The 19,867-nt window shown below is 62.4% G+C and carries 18 protein-coding genes; 7 read left to right on the top strand and 11 right to left on the bottom strand.

Going from position 1 to position 19,867, the window contains the following annotated elements; genetic code table 11:
* Nucleotide 1: 1 nt before the first annotated feature.
* From bluB to kstD, 5 genes are all read right to left on the bottom strand, one after another.
* Complete coding sequence (bluB, locus tag WDS16_RS18775; protein WP_338886720.1) at nucleotides 2-643, bottom strand: 5,6-dimethylbenzimidazole synthase; 642 nt, start codon at nucleotides 641-643, stop codon at nucleotides 2-4.
* Entirely contained in the window at nucleotides 640-2,877 is a 2,238-nt protein-coding gene (locus WDS16_RS18770) for a bifunctional diguanylate cyclase/phosphodiesterase (RefSeq protein WP_338886719.1), read from the bottom strand. Before WDS16_RS18770 ends, bluB begins: the two co-directional genes overlap by 4 nt.
* A 108-nt stretch (nucleotides 2,878-2,985) precedes the next feature.
* On the bottom strand, nucleotides 2,986-4,707 hold the full coding sequence (locus tag WDS16_RS18765) for a cholesterol oxidase substrate-binding domain-containing protein (RefSeq protein ID WP_338886717.1): 1,722 nt from the start codon (nucleotides 4,705-4,707) through the stop codon (nucleotides 2,986-2,988).
* 51 nt (nucleotides 4,708-4,758) lie between these two features.
* Nucleotides 4,759-5,619: a MaoC/PaaZ C-terminal domain-containing protein gene (locus tag WDS16_RS18760; RefSeq protein WP_338886715.1), complete on the bottom strand. Its 861-nt coding sequence runs from the start codon at nucleotides 5,617-5,619 to the stop codon at nucleotides 4,759-4,761.
* The gene (kstD, locus tag WDS16_RS18755) at nucleotides 5,616-7,280 is read right to left on the bottom strand and encodes a 3-oxosteroid 1-dehydrogenase (RefSeq protein WP_338886713.1); all 1,665 of its coding nucleotides are present in this window, start codon (nucleotides 7,278-7,280) and stop codon (nucleotides 5,616-5,618) included. Before kstD ends, WDS16_RS18760 begins: the two co-directional genes overlap by 4 nt.
* Before the next feature lie 116 nt (nucleotides 7,281-7,396).
* On the opposite strand from kstD, the gene WDS16_RS18750 reads away from it, so the two are divergent.
* The 4 genes from WDS16_RS18750 to dmpG are packed head-to-tail and all read left to right on the top strand — an operon-like array spanning nucleotide 7,397 to nucleotide 11,707.
* Entirely contained in the window at nucleotides 7,397-9,022 is a 1,626-nt protein-coding gene (locus tag WDS16_RS18750; protein ID WP_338886712.1) for an FAD-binding protein, read from the top strand.
* Nucleotides 8,997-9,770 (top strand): 2-keto-4-pentenoate hydratase, encoded by a 774-nt coding sequence (locus tag WDS16_RS18745; protein ID WP_338886710.1) that lies wholly within the window; start codon nucleotides 8,997-8,999, stop codon nucleotides 9,768-9,770. The genes WDS16_RS18750 and WDS16_RS18745 overlap by 26 nt, the downstream gene beginning before the upstream one ends.
* A gap of 18 nt (nucleotides 9,771-9,788) precedes the next feature.
* Nucleotides 9,789-10,694 (top strand): acetaldehyde dehydrogenase (acetylating), encoded by a 906-nt coding sequence (locus WDS16_RS18740; protein WP_338886709.1) that lies wholly within the window; start codon nucleotides 9,789-9,791, stop codon nucleotides 10,692-10,694.
* The gene (gene dmpG, locus WDS16_RS18735) at nucleotides 10,691-11,707 is read left to right on the top strand and encodes a 4-hydroxy-2-oxovalerate aldolase (protein WP_338886708.1); all 1,017 of its coding nucleotides are present in this window, start codon (nucleotides 10,691-10,693) and stop codon (nucleotides 11,705-11,707) included. The genes WDS16_RS18740 and dmpG overlap by 4 nt, the downstream gene beginning before the upstream one ends.
* Nucleotides 11,708-11,790: 83 nt before the next feature.
* On the opposite strand, the gene WDS16_RS18730 is transcribed toward dmpG, so the two are convergent.
* From WDS16_RS18730 to WDS16_RS18720, 3 genes are all read right to left on the bottom strand, one after another.
* Nucleotides 11,791-12,168, bottom strand: coding sequence for a hypothetical protein (locus tag WDS16_RS18730; protein ID WP_338886707.1), 378 nt, complete (start codon nucleotides 12,166-12,168; stop codon nucleotides 11,791-11,793).
* 84 nt (nucleotides 12,169-12,252) lie between these two features.
* Entirely contained in the window at nucleotides 12,253-12,648 is a 396-nt protein-coding gene (locus WDS16_RS18725) for an NAD(P)-binding domain-containing protein (protein WP_338886705.1), read from the bottom strand.
* Nucleotides 12,649-12,715: 67 nt separating this feature from the next.
* Nucleotides 12,716-14,029 (bottom strand): ISL3 family transposase, encoded by a 1,314-nt coding sequence (locus WDS16_RS18720; RefSeq protein WP_338886703.1) that lies wholly within the window; start codon nucleotides 14,027-14,029, stop codon nucleotides 12,716-12,718.
* Nucleotides 14,030-14,307: 278 nt separating this feature from the next.
* Here WDS16_RS18720 and WDS16_RS18715 point away from each other — a divergent pair, with 278 nt between their 5' ends.
* Nucleotides 14,308-14,658 (top strand): helix-turn-helix domain-containing protein, encoded by a 351-nt coding sequence (locus WDS16_RS18715; RefSeq protein WP_338886701.1) that lies wholly within the window; start codon nucleotides 14,308-14,310, stop codon nucleotides 14,656-14,658.
* A gap of 330 nt (nucleotides 14,659-14,988) precedes the next feature.
* Here the strand turns inward: WDS16_RS18715 and WDS16_RS18710 are convergent, their stop codons facing one another.
* The 3 genes from WDS16_RS18710 to WDS16_RS18700 form a co-directional block, all read right to left on the bottom strand.
* Nucleotides 14,989-16,095: an IS110 family transposase gene (locus WDS16_RS18710; RefSeq protein WP_338886700.1), complete on the bottom strand. Its 1,107-nt coding sequence runs from the start codon at nucleotides 16,093-16,095 to the stop codon at nucleotides 14,989-14,991.
* 132 nt (nucleotides 16,096-16,227) lie between these two features.
* Entirely contained in the window at nucleotides 16,228-16,542 is a 315-nt protein-coding gene (locus WDS16_RS18705; RefSeq protein ID WP_338886699.1) for a hypothetical protein, read from the bottom strand.
* On the bottom strand, nucleotides 16,539-17,669 hold the full coding sequence (locus tag WDS16_RS18700; RefSeq protein WP_338886698.1) for a Rieske 2Fe-2S domain-containing protein: 1,131 nt from the start codon (nucleotides 17,667-17,669) through the stop codon (nucleotides 16,539-16,541). Before WDS16_RS18700 ends, WDS16_RS18705 begins: the two co-directional genes overlap by 4 nt.
* Before the next feature lie 170 nt (nucleotides 17,670-17,839).
* Here WDS16_RS18700 and hsaA point away from each other — a divergent pair, with 170 nt between their 5' ends.
* Nucleotides 17,840-18,988, top strand: coding sequence for a 3-hydroxy-9,10-secoandrosta-1,3,5(10)-triene-9,17-dione monooxygenase oxygenase subunit (gene hsaA / locus WDS16_RS18695; protein WP_338893531.1), 1,149 nt, complete (start codon nucleotides 17,840-17,842; stop codon nucleotides 18,986-18,988).
* A complete protein-coding gene (gene hsaD / locus WDS16_RS18690; RefSeq protein ID WP_338886696.1) occupies nucleotides 18,985-19,863 on the top strand; it encodes a 4,5:9,10-diseco-3-hydroxy-5,9,17-trioxoandrosta-1(10),2-diene-4-oate hydrolase in 879 nt (292 codons plus the stop codon). The genes hsaA and hsaD overlap by 4 nt, the downstream gene beginning before the upstream one ends.
* Nucleotides 19,864-19,867 lie beyond the last annotated feature (4 nt).

Here is a 19,867-nt window from a genome sequence, read left to right as displayed (position 1 = left end):
CTCAGCCGCCGAACTTCTCGCGGTGTATGGCTTGTGACAGTGGGCGACGAGGGCGCCACCCGAATCGTTCGAGGTCGGGGACTGTCTGAAATTCCGACACGGGACCGACACACAGCCACGCGATCGGGCGCACGGGAGCAGGTATGCCGAGCAACTCGGACAGAAACTGCTCCTGATAGAACGACACCCATCCGACGCCGATGCGTTCCGATATCGCAGCGAGCCAGAGGTTCTGTACGGCCAACACGGCAGAGAAGATGCCGGTTTCGTCGACGGTGGCCCGGCCGAGGACATGCTGGCCGCCGCGTTCAGGGTCGTAGGTGACGACGATTCCGGTGCCGGATGTCTCGATACCCTCTATTCGGATGGGATCGAACGTTTCTCGTCGATCTGCGGGGAGCGATTCTGCGAACGCCACACGTTCATCGGCGACGTGTTTTCCGAATTCGGCCAGTGTTTCGGGGGACCGTACGATCACGAAATCCCACGGTTGGGTATTGCCCACGCTCGGTGCATGATGGGCGGCGTCCAAAATCCTGTGCAGCACATCGTCTTCGACGATCTGTCCGGTGAACTCGGCACGAACGTCGCGGCGTGATCGGATTGCGGTGTAGACCGACATCGGGTTTTCGGTGTCGCTCATCGGGTATCCGTGCACTCCTTCAGTTCTGCGTTCAGCTTGGACACCGAAGCCGGTATCTCCTCGGCCGGCACCGGACGTCCAACATAGTATCCCTGGGCATAGTTGCAGCACAGCGCTTTCAATTCCATGAGGGTGTCGAGGTCTTCGACGCCTTCGGCGGTGATGGTGAGACCGAGGGTGCGTGCCAGGTCGATTGTCGATCGTACGATGACTCGATGCGCAGGGGCCGTCATCATATCGAGCACGAACGTCTTGTCGATTTTCAACTGCTGCACCGGTAATCGCTGAAGGTAGGCCAGCGAGCTGTACCCGGTTCCGTAGTCATCGATCGCGAGGCTCACTCCCAGCCGACGCAACTCGGCCAGGGTTTCGATGGCCAGCGGTGGGTTCGTCATCGACGAAGTCTCGGTGATCTCGATCGTGAGCATTCGCGGGTCCATGCCGGCGTCGAGCACCCGTCGAACCCGCTCGACGAGTGTGGTGTCGAGCAAGTTTCGAGTCGAGACGTTGATGGAGAGTGCGAGATCGATGCCCTCGCGTCTCCACTCGAGGTGCTGCGTCGTCGTCTGAGTGAGCACGAAGTCCAGAAGCGGGCGGATCAAGCCGGTGCGCTCTGCCATCGGCAGAAACGAGTCCGGTTCGATCAGTCCGCGGACAGGATGGTTCCACCGCAGTAGAGCTTCGACGCCGACTGCCTCCATGGCTGTGAGATCGACCTGAAGTTGGTAATAGAGCTCGAGATGATGCTGATCGATTGCCGTGGTCAGCTCGCTGAGAAGAAGCAGCTGGGCACTGTTGTCGCGAGCCATCGAACTGTCGTACACGGCGGTGCGAGGTTGGACCGTCTTGGCCGATTCCATCGCCAGGTAGGCCTGTTGGCCCACGGTCTCCGCCGTCGATTCTGCCGACATCGAAATCCCGATACTGACTTCGATGAACAGCGTCGCATCTGCGGTGGTGACCGGCCGACGTAGCGAGTGGTGCACGTCGTGGGCGATGCCCTCCGCTTCGAACGGGTAGGTCGTGGTGGCGATCAGGAACTCGTCGGCGCCGACCCGGGCGACTACTCCGCGCAGGCCGACTGCGCGAACAACGCGGTGGGCGACGGCCCGGACCACGTCGTCGCCGATTCGGTGGCCGAAGGTGTCGTTGATGTCCTTGAATCGATCGATGTCGAGCAGCAGGAATGCAAGTGGTCGCTGGTCGGTGTCGTTGACGTCGATCCATCGTTCGAGACCGCGGCGGTTCAGTAGGCCGGTGAGATGATCGGTGTCGGCCACGTTCCGTAGCGTCTTCGTCTGCCGTTGCAGTAGCAGAAGTAGTTCGCTCACCCGCACGAAGACCAGGCAGACGAGGATTGTTGCGCTCAGCACGACACCCCATCCCCATTCCCGCACGGGTTCATCGCGGATCAGCATGATCGCCATGACCGCGGGTGTGGTCAGTGCAGCCGCGGTGACGATGAGCACGGTGGGGAAGTTGAACGACGCCGCGATGGTCGAAACGCTGCTGCGGGGTGACGGGGCGGACAGCCGGCGCATCGAGGGGTGTAGTGCAGCGGTGCCGACGAGGATGTTGTAACCCAGGTAGCCCGCGTCCGCGACATCGTGTCCGGCAACGGTGAAAGCTACGAGTTCCGCTGCAGTGTCGGCGGCGAGGACAAGCACGACGGCGGCTATGAGCAGTCGGAATGCCGCATTCTGCCACTGTGTCGCGCTGACGAAATGGACGAGAAGGCCGAGTAGAAAAATGTCCATGGCGGGGTAAACGACGGCAAGGAGTCCGGCTTCGGTGGAGACGTCGACCGCGTTTGGGTGCACGACGAATATCCACAGCATCAAACCGAATGCGATCATGACGATCGTGCTGTTGGCGACGTGCCCGAGATCGCCTCTCCGCCAGCCGTCGTGGACCAACAAGTAGAGACCCGCCGCGAGTACCGGGTAGCCGACGAGGTAGATGTAGTCCGCAGGGGACGGCATCGGGACGGTGCCCTGGCTCTGCGAGATGTAGAGGTACATGGCGTCGCCCGCAACCCAAAGTGCAGACCCGGTTGCGATAAGCCCCCATGCCCGCGTTGTGGCGGGCCGGTAGTTCCAGATCCCTGCAACAACTGCCGATACCGAGATCAGTCCGATGCCGACGAACACCGATTCCGAGACGAGTCCTGGTGGACTTGCGAAGTATCCAGCGCACGCCACGACGCCGAATACCAGAAACAACCACGACTTCACCGGTTGTCCCTCCCTCTCACCGCCACCACGAGTTCGCAGTCCCAACATTCCACATTCGATCACTCAGGACACTTCGAATGCGCGATCGGGGCGTAGCGACCTGGGCAATCAGGGTAGGAGCTGGTCGATCAGGGTGTTGCTGTAGATGCGGTGCGGATCGAAGGCGTTGTATACGGAGAGGGCGGTGTCCCAGTTCTCGTCAGACGGGACGCCCTCGCGATAGGTATTGGGAAGAATCGTGTCGATGACATCGGCGTCCTTGTACGGGAGCTCGGAGCTGAAGGCCCATCCCTTGGACCACTCGGGTCGGAAGGTTGCCCACTGGCCCGAGTAGTGACCGCGCATCCACTGTTCCATCTCGCGGTAGAACGCAAACATACCGGGAGTGCCGGGGACTCCGAGTACGTTGAGCCATACCGCGGTGTTCCACTCTGGGTGGTCCGGGCGAGGTCGCATGGCAGAGATGGTCGGTGGCCCGGCCGAATCGACGATGACGTCGGCGGGATCGTCCATACCGCAGCATCGGATTTCCACCGGACCGTTGATGGGGAATTGTCCGATGGACTGGTAGTAGGACACGCGATCCTCAAACCACACGGCGAAGTCGTGAATTACCTGCGCGACGTTGGCCCTGGAGGTGATGACGGCGCCCCCGCCCTCGGTCAGGAGAAGGGTGCTCGGTTTGATGTAGAACTGTAGGTCCTTCGCCCATCCCCAGAGATCGTACGACGCGGTTGCGGCGAGCCCGGCGACCGTCGTCCCGTAGAAGACCTGACCGAATGCCGGTGCGATGGAGGTATTTCCGACGGTGAGCTGTCCGATCAGATCCGAGGCGATCTCGGGCAGGTTGTCCGAGAACGGATAGTTGTACGGACCGAACACTTCTCGTGCAGTAGGCGGCTTCTGCGGGGAGATCGACCATACTTTGAGCCACGGGTTTTCGGTGAACGGGTACCAGATTGCCTCGACGCGGCCGGTCCGATCGAGGTAGCTCTCGAAGGTTCGTCCTGGTGCTCCGCTGACGGCGAACAGTTCTCGCCAGCCGATGTCGGTGAAACTCTCGCAACGCATTCGAGTGTTTGCGCCTGCCTGCAGCGTCACCGAGGTCAGGAAGGTGCGCCCTAGATGCGCGAGCAGGGGAGTGATCTCGGGCTCCGACCTATCGAAGGTGCGCAGTGCGTACTCGGACCCGTTCCAGACCACTGCGGTCAGTGACGTGATCAGGTTGCTCATCGAGCCGTATGTCGTTCCCAGGGGGGCTGATTCGCCCACGGCGGGCACCGCTGCACCGTGCGCATCGACTGCGAGCGCTCCGGCGACGGACAGTACGCCCGGTGCGGGCACGCTCGCCCATCCCAGTCCGTTGTTCTGCAGCTGCTGAAGAATTGCCTCGATCGTGGCTCCTGCTCCGGCTGACACGGTCCCCGCGCCGGCATTCACCGAGATGCCGTTCAGGTGAACCATCGTGTCCACCAAAACGGTTCGATCGATGTTTTCCCCGTTGACGATGGTCAGGGGGGTCCACCCGTGCATGGCGCCGCGCGGGCGAATGCGATATCCATTTGTGTGTGCCCAGTTCGCCAATCGGACAACGTCTTCCGCCGTAACAGGCGAGCACGTCCAGATGGCGTCGAGAATGATCTCCTTCGACCAGTTCTGGTAGCGCTGCTGATACAGCGGAATGCCGGCGGGAAAGTTGGGCGGTGCGGGGATCGTCGTATCGACGCTGCCGAAGGGGGCGGCACCGGCGGGTACCGCACGCATCACCGAGGCGGCAGCGAGAGCGCCTGCCCCGGCGGCGATGAACTGTCGACGCTTCAGCTCGGACATGATTCTCCGTCTTCTTCAATGTGGCTCAGGGGCTCAGGGGCGCGGTTGGGCTCAGCGGGCGGCAATGACGACATCGGCGAGAGCGGGGGCGTCCTCTCGCCCGGGTACGGTCACGCCGACAATATGGTGATCGCCTTCGTGCCAGATGCGGCACGCGAGATCCTCGCCGGGGTAGACGACGCCTGCGAAGCGCGCTGCGATGCTGCGCATGGCGTCGGCGTCGCCGTCGAGGACGGTGTCCGTCACAGCCTTCGCGACCATCGAATACGTGCACAGACCATGCAGAATCGGTTTCGGAAATCCTGCTGCACGGGCGAATTCGGGGTCCGAGTGCAGTGGATTTCGATCACCGCACATGCGGTACATCAACGCCTGCTGCGGCAGGATCGGAATGCTCACTTCGGCGTCCGCAACCCGGTTCGGCAGTGCCACCTTGGTGGACGGACCGCGCTCGCCACCGAATCCACCCTCTCCTCGTGCGAAGATCGACGACCGTGCTCGCCAGAGTGCGGTGCCGTCGAGTGCCGTGGTGATCATTTCCTGCACGATGACAGCAGCACTGCCCTTGTCCCAGATTTCGGTGATTCGGGTGACCGTTTCGGCCTCGCCCGATGCCGGGATAGGTGCGTACGTCTCGATCTCTTGGCTACCGTGCACGACCTTTGCCAGGTCGATGTCGATTCCGGGGAATCGCACCCGGGGAGCCTCCGTGCTGTGGAACGTCGCAGCGACGGTCGCGAACGTCGGAAGTACCTGTGGCTTCGCGTCGTCGAGGTAGCGCAGTTCCCGGCCCTCCAGTGGCGACGATCCGGCGCCGAGAGCGAGGTGATAGGTCTGAACATCGTTCGGAGTCCAGGAAAAGCGTTGTCGAGGGAGTTCGGCCCCGAGCGCGGTATCGAGATCTATGCTCATTGCGACGCCCGGCTGATCATGTCGAGTACCGCAAGGTAGCCGAAGGTCATTGCCGGCCCGATGGTCGCGCCGGGTCCGGCATAGGTGTGCCCCATGACCGGGGCGCTTGCATTGCCGACCGCGTAGAGACCGTCGACGACACTCCCGTCCTCACGCAGTACCCGCGCGTCGGCGTCGGTGAGGAGACCGCCCTTCGTACCGAGGTCGCCAGGCACCATCTTGACGGCGTAGAACGGCGCTTTGTCGATGGGGCCGAGGCTTGGGTTCGGCTTGTTCGTCGGATCACCGTAGTACTTGTCGTACCCGCTGTTTCCGCGACCGTAATCCTCGTCGACGCCGGTGCGCGCGAATCCGTTGAAGCGCTCCACAGTTGCGCTCAACTCGGCGGGTGGAATGCCGGTCCGTTCGGCAAGTTCCGAGATGGTATCCGCCTGGACGACCACCCCCGCTTTCAGCCATCGAGAGGGGAACCGCTTCTTCGGTTGCAGACCGGCGAAGATGTATCGATCTCGGTACCGCTGGTCGATGATCATCCAGGTCGGAATGTTCTCGCCGGGTCCATCGCCGACGCCGTATTCCCCGCCGTACATCGAATGCACCGCCTCGACGTAGGGGGCTGCCTCGTTGAGGAATCGCTTGCCCGAAGTGTTCACCATGATGCCGCCGGGCAACGTGCGTTCGGCGATACAGAACCATGGTCCGCCGGTCAGTGGAATCGACGGCCCCCACCACGCGTCGTCCATCAGATCCAGGGCAGCGCCGAGCTTCTGGCCGGCGCGAATACCGTCGCCGGTGTTTGCTTTCGCCCCGACGGTCCACTCCGTCCCGATCGGTTCGCGCTGGTACTGCTTGCGCATCTCCTCGTTGTGTTCGAAACCGCCGGAAGCGATCGCGACGCCGAGGCCGGCGCGAAGAACAGTGCCGTCGGCGGTTTCGACGCCTCGAACTCGACCGCCCTCGACGACGAGATCCACCATCGGGGTGTCGAGAAGCACGGGCACGTTCTTGTCCTGAAGCCCGGCCCGCAGCGCGGCAGCGAGAGCCTGGCCTCGGCCGAGAAGGTGCTTGCCGGTGAGTTTTGCTGCCATCCAACGCATTCCGACGCGCATTACCCGTGCAATCCCACTTGGATGGCGCCGTAGCAGATTGATCGTACGGTAGTCCGCCTGCGTGAGCACGACGTTGAGTGGCGCCTTTCCGTAATCCGGTTCCAGGTTGTTCACCTCGGTTCCGAGGCAGGAGGCGTCGAACGGGGTCGGTTCGACCGACCTGCCTCCGACGCGTCCGCCGGGGGCTTCCGGGTAGTAATCCGAGTAGCCCGGTACCCACTGCATTTTCAGCGGTGAGTTCGCGAGAACGAAGCTCAGCATCTCGGGACCGCGCTCGAGGTAGGTGTCGATGCGTTCCTTCGAAACGACGTCGCCGATTATCGCGTGGAGGTAGTCGCGGGCGGCCTCTGGAGTGTCGTCGACTCCGTCTGCCTCGAGCGCCTCGTTGTTGGGGATCCAGACGCCGCCGCCCGAGCGGGCCGTCGACCCGCCGAAGTGCCGGGACTTCTCGATCACGACGACGCTCAGTCCGCGGTGCGCCGCGGTCAGTGCGGCGGTCATCCCGCCAGCGCCACTTCCGACCACGACGATGTCGTATTCCTGCGTGCTCATCTAGAACACGTTATAGAATGATCCTGGTTCGAGTCCATGCTTTCGGGCAGCGAAGATGGAGAGAATTTCGTTCATAGACCGAAACGCGTTCCAGTTTACTAGTTCGGAGGTTGCGAGTGACGTGGGATCTACACGCCGACGTCGTAGTGGTCGGTTTCGGAGCGGCTGGAGCTGCGGCGTCCATTCAGGCACGAGAGTCGGGCGCCGAGGTCATCGCGCTCGACCGCTACGCGGGCGGTGGGGCCAGCGCATTGTCGGGCGGAGTCGTATATGCAGGCGGCGGTACATCCGTCCAGGACCTTGCCGGGGTACGCGACAGTGTCGAGCACATGTTCGAGTATCTCCGGAAGGAAGTGGGTGACGCAGTCAGTACCGCGACGCTGCGACGTTTCTGCGAGGAAAGCCCACAGATGATCGAGTGGCTGCAGGCGCACGGTGTGCCGTTCGAAGCGTCACTGTGCCCGTACAAGACCTCGTACCCCAGCAACCGGCATTACCTTTACTACTCCGGGAGTGAAGCGGCGGGGGAGTTCCGCGCGGTCGCGACGCCTGCCCCTCGGGGCCACCGCGCGAAGGGTAAGGGAACGAGCGGGAAGATGCTGTTCTCTCCGCTTGCATCGTCCGCTCTGAGTTCCGGTGTACACCTGGTGCCGCAGACGCGAGCCGTGTCTTTGGTCGTGTCGGACGGGCGCGTCGTGGGTGTCGAGTGTCGGTCGATGAGCCGAGCTCCGGCCCGTATTCGAATGCTGCATCGACGACTTGGACTCCTCTCGGCCAAACCCGGCATCTACGCTCCGCAACTGAGGTACTTGCTCGAGCGTCGACTCGCCCACCTGGAGAAGAGGTATTCCGAGGTACTCCGAGTCGAAGCACGACGCGGCGTCGTACTCAGCGCGGGTGGGTTCGTAGCCGATAGAGCCATGATGAAGGAACACGCTCCGAAGTACACCGGTGGGATTGCCCTCGGTACGGCCGGGGACGACGGCAGTGGGATCATGCTTGCGACCGAGATCGGAGCGGCAACAGACAAACTCGGCAACGTATCGGCTTGGCGTTTCATCGTGCCTCCCGTTCCCTTCCTCGGCTCGCTGCTGGTCGACCGCGAGGGGAAACGGATGATCGACGAGTCAAGGTACGGCGCGGCCCTCGGTCACGCGATCGTCGAGCAGGGAGCTGGTCGCGGTTGGCTGCTCGCCGACGCCGATCTCGTCCGGCAGGCCAAGAAGCAACTTCCGTCGCAGTCCACCTGGTTCCAGCGTGTTCAGAACGCGGGACTGATGCGTACCGCGAAGCGCGGCAACACCGTCGAAGCAGCTGCCCGAGCTGCTGGAGTCGACCCGTCCGGGCTCCGGGCGACCGTCGAGGCGCACAACTCGGCCATCGCTGCGTCGACCGCGGACCCGTTCGGCAAGCACGACGACTTCCGTACTCCGGCGCTGAAGGCTCCGTTCACATTGTTCGACGCAGGGATTCCAGCCGGTTCGGCGGTGGCCAAGCTGATGAATCCATGCCCCATGCTCACCCTCGGCGGCCTTGTGGTCGATGAAGAGACTGGCGGAGTGAAAGACACGTCGGGATCGGCGATTCCGGGTCTGTTCGCCGCTGGGCGTACTGCCGTCGGCTTGTGCTCGAACTCGTACGTCAGTGGGTTGTCGCTGGCGGATTGCATCTTCTCGGGGCGCCGCGCCGGCGCACACGCAACGAAAGGGGAACTTCGTGCTGTCGACGCAGACGCGAATTGAACTCGCCGAACGGTTGGCGACGGCAGAGGTCACCAGGCATCCGATCGCGCCACTGCCGGTCATCGACGTCGTCGACGCCTACGAAATCCAGTTGCTGAACATCAGACGACGAGTCGAGGCGGGAGCGTCGATCGTAGGCCACAAGGTCGGCCTGTCCTCGCTCGCGATGCAGCAGATGATGGGCGTCGACGAACCCGACTATGGACACCTCCTCGCCGATATGGAGGTATTCGAAGATGTTCCCGTCGACACCGGGAGGTTCTGCTTCCCGCGGGTGGAAGTGGAAGTGGCATTTCTGCTCGGTGCAGATCTCCCGGGTGAGGGATGCACTGTCGACGACGTCCTTGCGGCGACGGCGTACGTCGCGCCGTCCATCGAGCTGATCGACTCCCGCATCGAGAACTGGAAGATCGGTCTGTCCGACACGATCGCCGACAACGCGTCCTCCGCCGGGTTCGTGCTAGGTCAGCAGCGAGTGCGACCGTCGGAGATCGATCTGCTGAGCATCGACGCCGTTCTCTGGCGAAACGGCGAGGTTGCAGCGAAGGGGCGGAGCGACGCGGTGCTCGGCAACCCGGTGACCGCGGTGTCCTGGCTCGCGCGCAAGGTCGCCGGATTCGGCGTCCGTCTGAAGAAGGGCGACATCGTGTTGCCTGGATCATGCACTCGGGCAATCGATGCCGAAGCCGGTGACTCCTTCCGCGCGGAGTTCACCGGACTCGGAACCGTCTCCCTCGAATTCACCTGAACAGAAAGGTCTCACTTCATGGCCACAGCGACCGTAGCGATAGTCGGTTCCGGCAACATCAGCACAGACCTTCTGTACAAGCTGCGAAGATCGGACTATCTCGATCCGCGCTGGATGATCGGGATCGATCCCGACAGTGAGGGATTGGCCCGCGCTCGCTCGCTCGGTCTCGAGACCAGCGCCGAGGGCGTCGACTGGTTGTTGGCGCAGGACGAACGACCGGACCTGATCTTCGAGGCGACGTCGGCGTACGTCCATCGGGCCGCTGCTCCGCGGTACGCCGAGGCCGGCATCCGCGCGATAGATCTGACGCCCGCAGCAGTGGGCCCTGCAGTCGTCCCGCCCGTGAACCTGCACGCACACGTCGACGCTCTCAACGTCAACATGATCACGTGCGGTGGGCAGGCCACCATCCCGATGGTGCATGCGGTGTCTCGGATCGTGGAGGTGCCCTATGCCGAGATCGTCGCATCCGTGGCCTCGGTGTCGGCGGGCCCGGGAACTCGGGCGAACATCGACGAGTTCACCAAGACCACCAGTCGGGGAATCGAGGAAATCGGCGGGGCCGCGCGAGGGAAAGCAATCATCATCCTCAATCCTGCGGATCCACCGATGATCATGCGAGACACGATCTTCTGCGCCATTCCCGAGGACGCCGATCCTGATGCGATCTCCGAATCTGTGTTTCGGATGGCGGCGGAGATTGCCGAATACGTGCCGGGCTACCGCCTGCTGAACGATCCGCAGTTCGATCCTCCCTCCGAGATCTCGGGCGGATTCGCAAAGGTGTCGATCTTCGTCGAAGTGGAAGGCGCCGGGGACTTCCTACCGCCCTATGCGGGAAATCTGGACATCATGACCGCTGCTGCCACCAAAGTCGGCGAGCAGGTTGCTCAACATATTCTGGAGGCGGGTGTTCGATGAGTCGGATACGAGTGACAGACACGTCCTTGCGCGACGGCTCGCACCACAAGAGGCACCTGTTCACCACCAGCGATGTGGAGAACATCGTCGCCGCGCTCGACGGCGCAGGAGTGCCTGTCATCGAGGTGACGCACGGTGATGGACTCGGCGGCTCCTCGTTCAACTACGGATTCTCCAGAACGCCGGAGCAGGAACTGATCTCGATCGCCGCGAAGACGGCGAAGAACGCAAAGATCGCGTTTCTGATGCTGCCGGGTCTCGGTGTCAAGGACGACATCGTCACCGCGCAGGGCAACGGTGCGTCGATCTGCCGGATTGCTACACACTGCACCGAAGCCGATGTGTCCGTTCAGCATTTCGGCCTCGCGCGGGAACGAGGGCTCGAGACCGTCGGCTTCCTGATGATGGCGCACTCGCAGCCACCCGAGGTACTGGCCAAGCAAGCGCGCATCATGGCCGACGCAGGGTGCCAATGTGTCTATGTCGTCGACTCGGCCGGTGCGCTGGTCCTCGAGCAGGTGTCGGACCGGGTGTCGGCCCTCGTCGCAGAATTGGGTGATGATGCGCAGGTAGGGTTCCACGGCCACGAGAACCTCGATCTGGCCGTGGCCAATTCGATATGTGCAGTTCGGGCAGGAGCGAAGCAGATCGACGGCAGCGCTCGACGGTTCGGCGCAGGCGCAGGCAATACGCCGGTCGAAGCGTTCGTCGGGGTGTGCGACAAACTCGGCATCGAGACAGGCATCGACTTCTTCAAGATCGCCGACGCCGCCGAGGATGTGGTCCGCCCGGTGATGCCGGCCGAGTGCCTGCTCGACCGGCAGGCGTTGATGATGGGATACGCCGGGGTGTACTCCAGCTTCCTCCGTCACGCCGAACGCCAAGCCGAGAGGTACGGCGTGTCCTCGGCGGAATTGCTGGTGCGGGCGGGTGCCAGGAAGCTGGTCGGTGGTCAGGAAGACCAGCTCGTCGACATCGCCCTCGAGCTCCAGAAGGAGGCCGCGGTCGGCTGATGTGCGGCTCCGCCGCAGTGGCCCTGGTGCGGCTCCGCCGCAGTGGCGCGGTTGAGTGCACTGGCGTGCGCTCAACCGCACCACTAGGGGCGCAGCACCTCGATCACGCTCGCCCCGTCGTCGGCGCCATGACCGCGGGCGATCGCGGCGTCGTACAGAGCTTCGACGGCGGCAGGTAGTCCGGCGGGAATTCCGAGGGACCGGCTGGTCTCGGTGATGTGTGCCGCCGTGGCGCCCATCATGGTGACTGTGCTCAGATCTCCTGGATAGGACCGAGCGTCGATGGACGTACCCAGTCCTGGGCCGACGATGGCCGGAATGGCCGCGATCATGTCGAGAGCCTCCGGCACGAAGTCGCTCGCGGTGACCCCTGCTGTGTTCACCAATGCGGTGGCGTGGAGGATCGCGGACAGTGACGTCAAGAACACTGTGAGCTGCGCTTGGTAGTAGAGCTGCGCCAAGCCCGGGTCGTGACCGAGATAGCGCGCGGATCCGATCGCTGCGAGCGTCGCTTCGACGGCGTCGAACGTCGAACGGTCACCGCTCTAATACACGTACGCGGAATCGGTTCCGATCATCGGCGCCGGGACCATGACGCCACCGGTGACGAAGCTCGCCCCCTGTGCACGTGCCCACTCGGCCGCCTCCCTGGTGCGGTCAGGTGTGTCCGAGCTGAGATTGACGAGAGTCTTTCCCATCAGCCGTGATCGGTAGGGCCCCAGGATGTCGTACATCGCGTCGTAGTGAGTGAGGCTGAGGACGATGATGTCACCGGCTGCGAGTGCACCCTCGACGGAATCGGCGACGGTGACGCCCGTCAGGCCGTCCGCTCGCGACCGGGTCCGATTCCAGACGGTCACCGGATGGCCGGCATCGACGAACGCCCGGGCCATTGCCTGCCCCATCGGTCCGAGTCCGATAATTGTGATTGTGTCAGACACGTTCTCCCCCATACGCGATGCTCTCGTAGATTCTGGCAAAGCGGCTCTTCAACTTTAACCGGGCAACTCAGCAGGAAGTCTGAATACTGGCCCGCGCGGAGCGGGTCGTGTGAAACCGTATCCGACGGGCCGAGTTGTCAACGTTCCGGAACCCACATGCGGATCGCTTTACCTGTTTTACCAGTCGGTTGTAGCCTTCCGTTTTGGCGTTGGTGATGCCGGTGGTGATGAACGCGTTGATTTCCGGCCACCACGTGTCGACCATCTTGGCCAACGTGAGCAGCTCCGGGACCTGCGAATCGGCGCACCATGTGAAGAACCGCTGCAACCGATGCGATGTCCGATGCCGATCCCCACCATCGCGGACGGTCGAGAGCAAGGTCCTCAATTCCTCCTTCGCGATATACGCGGACAAGATCTGAGCACTCGGATCCTGCGCGTCGATTTCATTCCACATTCGAGCAAACCCTCTGTCCGACATACGTTCCCGGCCACGCAGAAGTCGACGTCTGTTCGCCCATTCCGGGTCGATCGCCCGCCCACGCCGGGACCGCTGATCCCACGTCACCCGCTGCCGAACCTTGGTGACGGCGTCGTTGGCTTTGGCGACAAGATGGAAATGATCGACCACCAGCACTGCGTTCGGCAACAGGTCCGGGGTGCGGACCGCGGAGGCGTAGACAGCGGCGGGGTCGATCGCGACGTATTCGATGCCGTCCCGAAACTGCGCACTACGAGCACGGAGCCAGCCCACCACTGTCGCCGACGTGCGACCGCTTTGCTGCCCGAGCAAGCCCTGAGAGCCGCTGATGTCGACGAACCCGGTGTCCCACGGATCGGTCCGCACCCATGTGCCTGTCGTGGTGCAGCGGTCCCATCGCGGCTTGCCGCGGCGGGTCTCATCGATTCCCAACACTCTCACCGGGTCGGGTTCGGTCAACATCCGCCCGGCCAGATCGACGAACCCTCGATGCGCAGTCGGCCAGGAGACGCCGTGACTGGTCGCCACTTCGGAGACCGATCGGGCAGCGTCTCCGATAGCCCATCCCATCGCGCGACCGAGCCGGCCGGTCACCCTTGCCCGCGGGGGTAGCTCGTCGACGCTCTCGGTGAACGATCCGCGCTGGCAATACTCCTCCCGGCAACGCCACCGGGTTTTGGTCCACTGCAACAGTATTGATACCTCACCGTACGGAATGTCTTTCGGTCTGGTGACCGCATGCCCCTTCACCGATGTCGACACCACGCCGCAACCCGGGCATGCCGCGGCCCGTTCGTCGTCGGTGAAGAACTCCACCAATCGCACGCCGATATCGTCGGTGGACACACGGTCCACGCGTACTCCGGGCAACCCGAACAGCACTGTCGTACTCTGATCCATGCCCTTGGTTCCTTCTGCAGTCGGAATGTGTCGCAACATCCAGACTTCAGGGGCCAAGGGCTTTCAGCTGGTAGACGCGCCGAACGAGCTCAGGACCAGGGTTGCCCGGTCAAGATCGAAGAGCCGGCAAAGCTGTCTGCACCGCGTCCCTCGACCTGCTGACGGACATTCGTTTCTCCCTTCGTCGGTGAGAGAAAGGATTGCGCGCTACCGTGAATCCTGCAAGTACCCACTATTTTGTGCGCTACTGACTTATTCGTAAGCATGGAGGACGAACGATGGACCGCAAGCGTCGTGGGCCGTACATCTGCGGTATCGATGCCGCAATGGACGTGGTGTCCGGAAAGTGGAAGTCACTGATTCTGTGGGAGCTGAACAACTACGGCGTTCGACGCTTCGGAGAACTGAAGAAAGGACTCCCCGGGGTCAGCGAAAAGATGCTCGTACAGCATCTGCGCGAGATGGAGGAGGACGATCTCGTTCACCGCGAGGTATACCGAGAAGTGCCTCCGCGTGTCGAGTACTCGTTGACCGTCCACGGGAAATCACTCAACGCTGCGTTGGGTTCGCTCGGTGATTGGGGAACCGAGCGCCAGCAGCGGCTCCGCCGCAGTGGCGCGGTTGAGTAGGCCAGAACATACTTAACCGCGCCACTGATATGTAGAGAGATTTGTCAAGAGGGCATGGTGAGACGCCGCCGGGGAGCTACCCCGACGGCGTCTCGGCGCTTCGCCCGGCTGAGTCTGTGTGTGATGAGCGTGTCGTATCGCGACGCGCGGTCAGACTGATATACGCGGGTTGGTTACCGCAGGACGGGGATTCGGCTGGATCGTGTCCGCGTGTCTAGGATCGAGCGTCGACCCCCCAGTACAGAGGAGTCTGCTCATAGGGGCATCGCGGGTCGATCCACGCGCTGTCACCACATCGGCTCAGCTAAGCGAAGCAGTTCAAAGGGATGCTCAGGTCATCCGGCCGTCATCGTCCATGACAGCAAGCGACCAGCACCAGCCAGCGAGTTCACGCGCGATCGCGACGTTCGCCACGACCGGCCGCTTGCGACGCAGCCCGAAACGCACCCACCGCTCGTGCAGACGCGCATTGCCGGCTTGCCCTCGGGCACGTGCTGCCGGGTCGGCGAACTGTTGACGTCGCACCAACCCGGCACTGAGACGATTCTCGGGTCGGTGATGCCACGCCGACTCGATCAACAACCGCCGCAGATGTGTGTTCCCGGTTTTGGTGATCGAGCCTTGAACCCGGGAACCACCGGAGGAGTATTCGGTGGGAACCAATCCAACGAATGCTCCGATAGTATTGCCGGTGAACCGTTTCCAGTCACCGATCTCCACAGTCAAGGCGAGTGCAGTCAGTGTCGCGACACCGCGTAGACATCCCAGGCGGTGCACGATCGGGGTGAATTCACTGTTCTCGGCGATCTCTTCGATCGCGGTGTCCAGGCGTGCGCGGCGGGCGATCATGGTCAAGGTGTGGTCGTAGTCGGAGTCGAATGCCGCCCGTGACGCGGTTTCGGTCAGCAACGGGCGTGCCGTACTGCGCAGCCACCGGTCGTGGGTCTGCGTCCATGCTGAGCCGTCGCGGTAGACGATGTCGTGGCGGAGCAGCAGTTTCGAAAGGCGGTGGCGGGCCCGCATCAGATCGCCGCGGCAGTCTTCGCGGGCGCGGACCAGATCGCGGGCCGCTTCCTGGGCGACGGTGGGAATCGAGACGGCGGTGACTTCATCGAGTCGGAGTAGTTTCGCCAGGTGCAGGGCGTCGCGGGCATCGGTTTTGATGCGGTCCCCGGCCGGTCTTTGTAGTTTCGAGGGTGCAGCGACTGTGCAGTTGATCCCGGCGGCGGTCAAGGATCGGTAGAGCCCGAAGCCGGTGGGTCCGGCTTCGTAGACCACTGCTGTCGGGCCTGGTAGAGAGCGGATCCAGGACAGTATCTGCTGGTGATCGGTTGTGAGTTTGGATTCGAACACTTCCCCTGTCATGCCGTCGATTGCTGCTGCTGCAGTCGATCGTGCGTGCACATCCAGGCCGATACTCGTACGATTTGTATTCACCGGGGCCTCCCACCACTGTTGGATAGACCGGGCAGGGGGATTTCCTGCTCGGTAACCCACGAACATGGGTGAGAGGGGCCCCGGCCCGCAACCCCCGAAACCAACAAAAATTCGGGAGCATCCTCATACCGTCTAGTCGGGGACCGGCAGAATCCCCTCCATCACGGCGTGATCGATCGAGTCCTGCAACCGCGGACACGAGTCCTGAGTCGCCGAGCTGCCCGATTCTCGGAAGATCGGGCACGACTCGGTCGGTCGTGACGTCCACTGAACCGACGTCTGTTTGAGACTGTTCTTGCGCGCCAATACGCACGTTCCGCAGGCACGACATTCGACGGGGGTGAGTCGAGAGTCGAGGTAGTTCTCCTTGTCCAGGACCGTCTGCGCGTGGATCTCTTGAATCCGAGAGGGATCGTTCGCGAAATCAGGTGCCTTCGCCCACCTCACGCGTCGGCTTTCTCGGCCGCCTGCTTGGCGAGGTTCTCTTCGACTTCGTGCTGCCACGCCTCATTGGCTTTCGTGGTGTCGACCTCGAATTCGAAGCGCCCGGTCATCTTCTCGTTCACCTCGGCGACGTCGACGTAGAACTGGTCGTACCAGCGTCGCAATTGGTAGACCGGTCCGTCCTCCTCGCACAGCAGGGGATTGTCGATCTTGGTCTTGTTCTTCCAGATCTCCACATCCTGAAGGAAACCGACGCTGATGCCTTCGGTGAATTTCTCCGCCAGTTTGCTCGCGGTCTTGTCGTCGATACCTTCGGGCTTCTGCACGGTGATTCCCCATTGCAGGACGAACGAGTTCTGATCGATGGGGTAGTGGCAGTTGATCAGAACGCTCTTTACTTCGTAGCCGCCGTAGATATTGGTCAGTGGATTGATCATGTACGACGGACCGTAATACGACGCCTCGGACATCAGGAGAGTGTCGCCGCCGTACTGTGACGCCATTCCGATGTCCGGGCGGCCCTTGGTGTTCAAGTACTGCGACGCGATGTGACCTTCGAACACATTCTTGAAGTAGGTCGGGAACGCGTAGTGGATGTAGAAGAAATGAGCCATGTCGACGACGTTGTCGATGATTTCGCGGCAGTTCGCGCCTTCGATGACCATGGAGTTCCAGGTCCAGTCGGTCCAGTCGTCGCTGTAGGCGCCGTCGATGCGCGGAATGGTCACGTCCTCGGGCGGCGGATTGCCCTCGGCGTCGTTCCAGACGAACAACTGCCCGTTCCGATCGAGCGTCGTCCACGAACGCGTCCGGGCCAGAGGCGGGACGCGTCGGGCATAGGGAATCTCGGTGCACTTTCCACTGGCTCCCCACCGCCAGTCGTGGAAGGGGCATGCGATCTCGTCGCCCTTGACGGTTCCCTGAGTGAGATCTCCACCCATGTGTCGGCAGTAGCCGTCGAGGACGACGATCTTGCCCGACGAATCGGCGAACACGACCAGCTTGGTGCCGAAGGCAAGCACAGCGTGTGGGGCGCCGTCCATGAATGTCTTGGTCAGACCGAGGCAATGCCAACCGCGTGCATAGCGAGTCGGTGTCTCGCCGACGTCGATCTCGCGAATCCTTGCCATGTGCACCCCTAACTTGCCGGTCGATAGTTCTACTAGAACACGTTATAGAATGACCCATGAAATGGCTAGTGAATGCGTTGCAATGTCTTCTCGACAGTAACCGGAACGTGTTCTAGTCTGGGACGGGAACCCACTGAAGGCAGGAGTAGGCAAAAGTGACTCACGAGGTGATGGAGAGGCTGGACGCCTTGCTGCCGGCGCTGCGCGAACGCGCGCAGGAGACCGAGGATCTGCGGCGTCTTCCCGACGAAACGGTCAAGTCTTTGCAGGAGACGGGGTTTTTTCGTCTGTTGCAGCCCGCGCAGTGGGGCGGATACGAGGAAGACCCTGTGCTGTTCTACTCGGCGGTCAAGAAGATAGCGAGTGCCTGCGGATCGACGGGCTGGGTCTCGTCGATCATCGGAGTCCACAACTGGCACCTGGCCTTGTTCACGCAACAGGCGCAGGAGGACGTCTGGGGTCAGGATACCGACGTCAGAATCTCGTCGTCGTACGCGCCGATGGGCGCGGGAACCGTCGTCGACGGTGGTTATCGACTCTCGGGTGCATGGCAGTGGTCCTCCGGCTGTGACCATGCGTCCTGGGCGATGCTCGGCGGGCCGGTCATCAAGGACGGTCGACCGGTGGACTTCGTGACGTTCCTCGTTCCACGAGAGGACTACCGCATCGACGACGTCTGGAACGTGGTCGGTCTTCGCGGCACCGGCAGCAATACCGTTGTGGTCGAGGACAAGTTCGTCCCGACGCACCGAGTTCTGAGCTTCAAGAAGATGAACGACGGAACTGCCGAGGGGCTCGGGCGCAACACTGCGCCGGTCTACCGGATGCCTTGGGGAACAATACATCCGACGACGATCTCGGCACCGATCGTCGGAATGGCGGAAGGCGCCTACGCCGCGCACGTCGAGCATCAGGGCAAGCGCGTCCGCAAAGCATTCGTCGGTGAGACCGGCAAGGACGACCCGTTCGCGAAAGTGCGCATCGCCGAAGCCAGTAGCGATATCGATGCGGCGTGGCGTCAGCTGTCGGGAAATGTCGCCGACGAATACGAGGTGCTGAAATCCGGCAACGAGGTTCCCATCGAACTGAGACTGCGTGCCCGACGCGATCAGGTGCGCGCCACCGGTAGGTCCGTCGCGTCGATCGATCTGCTCTTCGAGAGTGCGGGCGCATCTGCGCTGCAGAACGATGCTCCGCTGCAACGATTCTGGCGTGACGCTCACGCCGGCCGCGTACACGCCGCGAACGATCCCGAACGTGCGTATCAGATGTTCGGCGGAGGCGAATTCGGGCTCCCGTTGAAGGACACGATGGTATGACCGCGGTAGCCGAATCGATCACCTACGAGTCGACGTCGAAGTTTGCCCAGGTGCGCGACGATCTGACCTTGCACTACCACGAAGCCGGCGTTGGAAACGACACCACGATAGTGCTGCTGCACGGTGGTGGGCCTGGAGCATCGGGCTGGTCCAACTTTGCCGCCAACATTCCAGTTCTCGCGCAACACTTTCACGTGCTGTGTGTCGACCAACCAGGATTCGGGCGGTCCGACAAGCCGACCGAGCATCCGCAGTACTTCGTGCACAGCAGTTCGGCTCTGAAGGATCTGCTTGCCCATCTGAAAATCGATCGTGTTCACCTGCTGGGGAATTCGCTCGGCGGAGGAACGGCGGTCCGGTTCGCACTCGACTATCCCGAGCGAGCGGGCAGATTGGTGCTCATGGGTCCCGGAGGGTTGAGCATCAATCTGTTTGCACCCGATCCCACCGAGGGCGTCAAGAATCTCGGCAACTTCTCTGCACCACCCGGGCCGTCGAAGGAGAAGCTCGAGGCATTTCTGAAGGTGATGGTCTACGACCAGTCGCTGATCACCGAGGAATTGCTGCAACAACGCTACGAACAGGCGTCGACGCCGGAGTCTCTCGCCGCGATGAAGGCGATGGGAAAGTCGTTCGGTGGCGCCGACTACGAAAAGGGCATGTTGTGGCGTGAGGCGTACAAGCTTCGGCAACGTGTGTTGCTGATCTGGGGGCGCGAGGACAGGGTGAATCCGATCGACGGAGCGCTCGTCGCGTTGAAGACCATTCCGCGGGCGCAACTTCACGTGTTCGGACGGTGCGGGCACTGGGCTCAGGTCGAGATGGCAGACGAGTTCAATCGCTTGACCACCGCATTCTTGACCGAGGGGAGCTGACAGG

This window comes from Rhodococcus sovatensis (genome assembly GCF_037327425.1).
GTDB lineage: Bacteria > Actinomycetota > Actinomycetes > Mycobacteriales > Mycobacteriaceae > Rhodococcoides > Rhodococcoides sovatense.
Note: the sequence above shows the minus strand (reverse complement) of the source record. Positions and strands in the feature narration are given on the sequence as shown.